The organism is Streptomyces roseicoloratus (assembly GCF_004117935.1).
Taxonomy (GTDB): domain Bacteria; phylum Actinomycetota; class Actinomycetes; order Streptomycetales; family Streptomycetaceae; genus Streptomyces; species Streptomyces roseicoloratus.
The window spans coordinates 1-5,830 of the sequence record NZ_SDOY01000077.1; the positions used below are offsets into that span (position 1 = coordinate 1).

The 5,830-nt window shown below is 74.4% G+C and carries 6 protein-coding genes; 4 read left to right on the forward strand and 2 right to left on the reverse strand.

The window, feature by feature from the left end; genetic code table 11:
- The 3 genes from ESG85_RS06925 to ESG85_RS06935 all read left to right on the forward strand — a co-directional run.
- Positions 1-417, forward strand: a 417-nt coding sequence (locus tag ESG85_RS06925; RefSeq protein ID WP_425471176.1) for an SCO6745 family protein, incomplete at its 5' end; no start/stop codon positions are given.
- A 123-nt stretch (positions 418-540) separates the two neighbouring features.
- Positions 541-1,269, forward strand: coding sequence for an HNH endonuclease family protein (locus ESG85_RS06930; protein ID WP_128977151.1), 729 nt, complete (start codon positions 541-543; stop codon positions 1,267-1,269).
- A gap of 154 nt (positions 1,270-1,423) precedes the next feature.
- Entirely contained in the window at positions 1,424-2,191 is a 768-nt protein-coding gene (locus ESG85_RS06935; protein ID WP_128977148.1) for an N-acetyltransferase, read from the forward strand.
- A gap of 96 nt (positions 2,192-2,287) precedes the next feature.
- Here the strand turns inward: ESG85_RS06935 and ESG85_RS06940 are convergent, their stop codons facing one another.
- Together ESG85_RS06940 and ESG85_RS06945 are read right to left on the reverse strand one after the other, a co-directional pair.
- Positions 2,288-3,094: a hypothetical protein gene (locus tag ESG85_RS06940; protein ID WP_128977149.1), complete on the reverse strand. Its 807-nt coding sequence runs from the start codon at positions 3,092-3,094 to the stop codon at positions 2,288-2,290.
- Positions 3,095-3,242: 148 nt separating this feature from the next.
- Positions 3,243-4,016, reverse strand: a complete 774-nt coding sequence (locus ESG85_RS06945; protein WP_128977150.1) for a DUF4190 domain-containing protein — start codon at positions 4,014-4,016, stop codon at positions 3,243-3,245.
- A 186-nt stretch (positions 4,017-4,202) separates the two neighbouring features.
- Between ESG85_RS06945 and ESG85_RS06950 the strand changes: the two genes are divergently transcribed.
- Positions 4,203-5,830, forward strand: a 1,628-nt coding sequence (locus tag ESG85_RS06950; protein ID WP_246094855.1) for an N-6 DNA methylase, incomplete at its 3' end; no start/stop codon positions are given.

Sequence of the window (5,830 nt, forward strand, 5' to 3'; positions counted from 1 at the left end):
CTGGTGCTGTGGCAGGCCGCGACGCTCCTGCGCGAACAGCGCGGCGACGGGCACCTGATCGCCCTCGCCGCCGCCGGTCTCGACCCCGTGGAGTCCCTGGTCTCCTTCGCGGCCGTGGGCGCCGCCGCGGAGGAGACGTTCGCGAGCCGCGGCTGGAGCCCGGCGGAGTGGTCCGCCGCCCGGTCCCGCCTCGCCGCCCGCGGCCTGGTCCACGCCGACGGCACCGCCACCGACGCCGGACGCGCCCTGCGCGCGGAGGTCGAGCGCCGCACCGACGAACTCGCCGCCGCGCCCTGGGCCGCGCTCGGCCCCGAGGCCACCGACCGCCTCGCCGACCTGCTCGGCGGCCCCTGGCTCACCGTCATCGCCTCCGGCCTGCTCCCGTCCGAGAACACCCTGGGCATCGGCCGGATCTGACCGGCCGGCCCGGACCACCGCCCCGCCGCCCGCCCGTTCAGGGCCGACGGCCACGAACACCCGAGCGACCCGCCGTACGATCCTCGGGTGCCGACGCCTCGGAAAGCCCTCCGCACCGCGACGATGCTCGCGGCCGCCGTCCTGCTCGTCTCGGGCTGCGAGAGCGGCCCCGACGGAACCGGATCCTCCGCGGGATCCGGGCCCGTCGGGGCCGACGGGCGCGCGGTCAGTCCGCTCCGGAACCCCGACGGCACGAAGCCGGGGCTCGCTCCCCTGACGGCGGACGCGGACCGGGCCGAGGCCCGCAAGCTCATCGAGGAGCTGTCCACGAAGGGGCGGGGGCCGCGGACGGGCTACAAGCGCGACGCGTTCGGGCACGCGTGGATGGACACGGCCGACGGGGTGCCGCTCGCGAGGAACGGCTGCGACACCAGGAACGACCTCATCCGCCGCGACGGCCGCGACCTCCGCTTCCGCAAGGGCTCCGACTGCGTGGTCATCGCCATGACGCTGGACGACCCGTACACCGGGACGCTCATCGAGTGGCGCAAGCAGCAGGCCGCCGAGGTGCAGATAGACCACGTCGTGCCCCTGTCGTACAGCTGGCAGATGGGCGCCTCGCGCTGGCCGAGGAGCAAGCGCGAGCAGCTCGCCAACGACACGCTCAACCTGCTCCCGGTCCAGGGCCGCGCCAACTCGGCGAAGGGCGACTCCGGCCCGGCGTCCTGGCTCCCGCCGAGCAAGCGGATCAGGTGCGCCTACGCGGTCCGCTTCGCGCAGGTCTCCCTCAAGTACGACCTCCCGGTGACGGCGGCGGACAAGACGACGATGCTGAGGCAGTGCGGCGGCTGACGGCGCCGATGTCGCCGCCGGCACCGGAGGAGGCGGCGGAGGAGGCGAACGAGGAGCGGCCGCGCCGGCGAGGAGGCGGACCTTCTTCGGCGGACGGCGCGGGGCTCAGGAAAATCGATTCCGCAATGATCGTTCCGGTCGTAATCTCGCCGGTATGGAGCTGCACGTCACGACCCTCGCCGAACGACCCGAACTCGCCGGCGACATATGGGCGATGAAAGACCTCTGGCCGGAGTTCATGATGCACGACCCGGTCGGCTGGGCCAACGTGGGCCGGATCGTGGCCGATTTCCCCGAGTACGTGCTCGTCGCGACCGACGGGGCCGGCGACGACACCCGCCCGCACGGGAAGGTCGTCGCCCGGGGGCTCAGCGTGCCCTTCGCGCTGCACGTGGACGGGCGCGGCGAGCTGCCCGACACCGGCTGGGACCAGGTGCTGCTCTGGGCGTTCTCCGACCTGCGGCACGGTCGCGAGCCCGACACCGTCAGCGCCATCGAGATCACCGTGGACACGGACGCGCTCGGCAAGGGCATCTCGGGGCGCATGCTCACCGCGATGCGCGCGAACGCCGCCCGGCTCGGCTTCTCCGAGGTCGTCGCCCCGGTGCGGCCCAACGCCAAGCACCGGGAGCCCGAGGCCTCCATCCACGAGTACGCCTTCCGCACCCGCGAGTCGGACGGACTCCCGCACGACCCGTGGCTGCGCGTCCACGTCCGCGCGGGCGCCACGATCGAGAAGGTCGCGCCCGCGTCGATGACGGTCAGCGGCTCCGTGGAGCAGTGGCGCTCGTGGACCGGCAAGCCGTTCGACTCCGACGGCCCGGTCGAGGTCGACGGCGCGCTGGTACCGGTGCACTGCGAGGCGTCCCGCGGCTACGCCGTGTACGTCGAGCCGAACGTCTGGGTCCGTCACCGGATCTGAGGCGGCGGGAACAGCGAGAAGGCGTGAAGGCCGCCCCCCTCCAGGGGCCTTCACGCCTTTCGCGTTCACGGGGCGCCGTGCCGCCCGAGCGGACCGTCAGCCGAGGGTCTTCTCGTCGATGACGTCCTTCATCGCGGGCGCCGTCGCCGTGACCGGCTTCTCGAAGCCGGTGAAGGAGACCGTGCCGGGCTCGTCGCCGCCGGTCGTCACGACCCGCAGCAGATACGGCTTGCCCTCCGTGGCCACGTAGAACGTGTCCTTCTCGCCGTCCTTGTAGTCCAGCGTCAGGGACAGCGCCTTCGTGCCGTCGATCGTGGTCTCGGTCCCCTTCACCGCACCGGCGCTGTCCTGCTCGAAGTCGGCCGTCATCTTCTTCAGGTCGCACAGGTCGAGCATGTCCCGGGCGTCCGGGGAGTCGGCGTCGGACATGAGCCAGCGGCCCTTCATCGCCTTGACCACCTCCGCCTGGACCTCCGCGGGCTCGTCCTTCGACTGCTCCTTCAGCGCGGCCTCGTCGAAGCGGAGGTAGACGTGCTTGTCGGTGGGCTCGACGGGGCGGATCAGGTCGGCCGCCCCCGCCGCGCCGACGGTCATCGTGCCCGTGCACCGGCCCTGGACGTCGGTCGACAGGTGGCCCTTCATCGGCCCGTCCGCCGTCTTCCCGTCGAGTACCACGGTGAGCGAACGGGCGCCCTTCGTCGTGGCCACGGCCTTGTCCAGGATCTGGGCCGCGCTCATGTCCCCGAACGGCCCCGTGGCCTTCGGCTTGTCGCCGCCGGAGTCACCGGCGGAGGACCCGCAGGCGGTCGCGCCGAGCGCGACGGCGGCGGACAGGACCGCCACGAGGGCGGCGCGGCGGGGACGGCGGTCGCGGCGGGCGGTGGCGGACACGGTGGCAGACATGGAGGTGCTCCGGGAGGGATCGGGGTGGTGCGGGGGATGCGGTGCGGGGGCCGCCGCGGACCGGGGAGGGGCCGCCGGCGGGAGTGGTGCGGTGGTACGGGAGGGCGCGGCCCACGGGGGAGTGGCGGCCGTACGGGGCTGCTGTGGGTCAGCCGAGCTTCAGGTCCCACTGGGTGGCGTCGTGGTCCAGGCCCGGCTCGACCTCGACATTGAGGTTCCCGGCGGCGGCGGGCACGTCGAAGCCGAAGGTCTTGGTGGCCTTCTTGCCGGGCAGGACCGAGCCCTCGAAGAGCACGCCGAGCTTGTCGCCGAGGATCTGCTCGGCCTCGACACCGTCCTTGCCCGCGCGGGCCTTCGGCATCGTGCCCGCCGAGTCCCAGGCCTTCTTGCCGGCGTTCTCGATGGTGACGGTGACCTGGTACGCCTTGTTGCCCTCGGTGTGGCCGACGGCGAACTCGTCCGGGGTGAACGCCTTCGGCGCGGAGACCGTGACCTTCAGGCCGTCCTCGTACTCGACGGTGTCACCGGCCGCCAGGGCCTTTCCCTGGGCCGCCTTGCCGCCCGGGTTCTTCGGCGCCGTGTCCTGGAGCGACTTGTCGAGCTTCTCGAGCTCGTCGACCGCTCCCTTGACCGCGGTGAAGGTGATGACCGCGCCGACCACCGAGAGGACCAGGGCCGCCAGGCCCAGGATCGCGCCCGTCAGCGCGACGCCCTTGTTGTTCGCCTCGCCCCGCTTCACCCGGCCCTTGCCGACCAGGCCGAGGACCAGCGCGATCAGGCCGAGGATGCCGGCCAGCCAGAAGAAGAGCGGGATGACGCCGGAGAGCGTGCCGATGATGCCGAGGATCAGAGCCGCGGTCCCGAGGCCGTTGCGCATGACCGCCGGAGCCGGGGCGTGCGGGAGCTGCGTGTCGTACGACATGAGTGTGTCCTCCCGGACAGTGAGTTTGTCTGGCGCGATGGATCAATGACACCAGAAGCTGTGAACCGAGTCAACACGGTTCACGGGAAACTGATCGGCTCACGCTGTGAAGGGATGGCTCTTGCGTTCGTCAGTAAGATCGGTGTCACACGCCACACTTCAGGGCGGGGACGAGAGGAGCGGCAGGTGCCGGAGAGCGCAACAGAGGTGACCGCCGCGGGGATCGCCCGCCTCGCGGGAGTCGGCCGGGCGGCCGTGAGCAACTGGCGCCGCCGGCACGCCGACTTCCCCAAGCCGGTCGGCGGCACCGAGACCAGTCCGTCCTTCGCCCTCGCCGACGTCGAGGCCTGGCTGCGCGCCCAGGGCAAGCTCGCCGAGGTCCCGCTCGGCGAACGCGTCTGGCAGCAGATCGCCGGCCACCCGGCCGGCGCCGTCACCGGCCTGGTCCAGGCGGGCTGCGTGCTCCTCCTCGTCCGCGACCGGGCCGCGGCCTGGCCCGCGCTCGCCGCCGCGCCCGACGAGCGGCTCGGCGAACTGCTCCCGGTGCCGCTGGAGGAGACGCTGACCGAGCGCTTCGGCGCCGAGCGGGCCGTCCGCACGCCCACCGCGGGCGAACTCGCCGCCTCGATCCCGCTCGTCCGCGCGGTGGCGGAACTCGCCGCCGGCACCGGCCCCCGCGAGACCTTCGAGTTCCTGCTCGGCCGCCATCTGGACGCCAACCCGCGCCAGTACACGCTCACCCCGCCCGGCCCCGCCGCCCTCATGGCGGCGCTCGCCGGCCCCGCCGCCACCGTCCTCGACCCCGCCTGCGGCACCGGCGCCCTCCTCTGCGCGGCCGCCGCCACGAACGCCACCGGCGCGGAAGCCGCCACCGTGCGCACCACCGCCGCGGGAGCCCCCGCCGCCGTCGCCCTCCACGGTCAGGACGCCGACCCCGACCTGGCCGCGCTCACCGCCCTGCGCCTCGCGCTCGCCACCGACGCCACCGGCCCCCGCCGTGCCGGCGTCCGGGTCCTCGCCGGCGACACCCTGCGCGCCGACGCCTTCCCCGCGCTCACCGCCGACGCCGTGCTCTGCCACCCGCCGTTCAACGAGCGCAACTGGGGCCACGACGAGCTCGCCTACGACCCGCGCTGGGAGTACGGCTTCCCGGCCCGCACCGAGTCCGAACTGGCCTGGGTCCAGCACGCCCTGGCCCGGCTGCGCCCCGGCGGCACCGCCGTCCTCCTCATGCCGCCCGCCGCCGCCTCCCGCCGCTCCGGCCGCCGCGTCCGCGCCGACCTGCTGCGCCGCGGCGCGCTGCGGGCCGTCGTCGCCCTGCCGGCCGGCGCGGCCCCGCCGTACGGCATCCCGCTGCACCTGTGGGTGCTGCGCAAGCCCGTCCCCGGCGAGCGCCCGCCCGCCGAGCTGCTGCTCGTCGACACCGCGCCCGAGACCGCCGCGGGCGCGGGCACGGCCGGACCGGGCTCGGGCAGCGGCCGCGACCGGCTCGACTGGCCCGCCGTCGAGAGCACCGTCCTGGGCGCCTGGCAGCCCTTCGACCGTGACGGCACCCTTCCCGAGACGCCCGGCGAGAGCCGGTCCGTGCCCGTCGTCGAACTCCTCGACGACGACGTCGACCTGGCGCCCGCCCGCCATCTGCCGCCGCCCGCCGCCGCCGAGGGCGCGGCCCAGCTGGCCGGCGTCCGCGAGCGGCTCACGGAGACCCTGCTCCGCACCCGCGAACTGACCCCGCCGCCCGCCGCCGAGCCCGGCGCGGCGCCCGGCGCCCGGATGACCGCGACGACGGTCGGCGAGCTCGCCCGCGCCGGGGC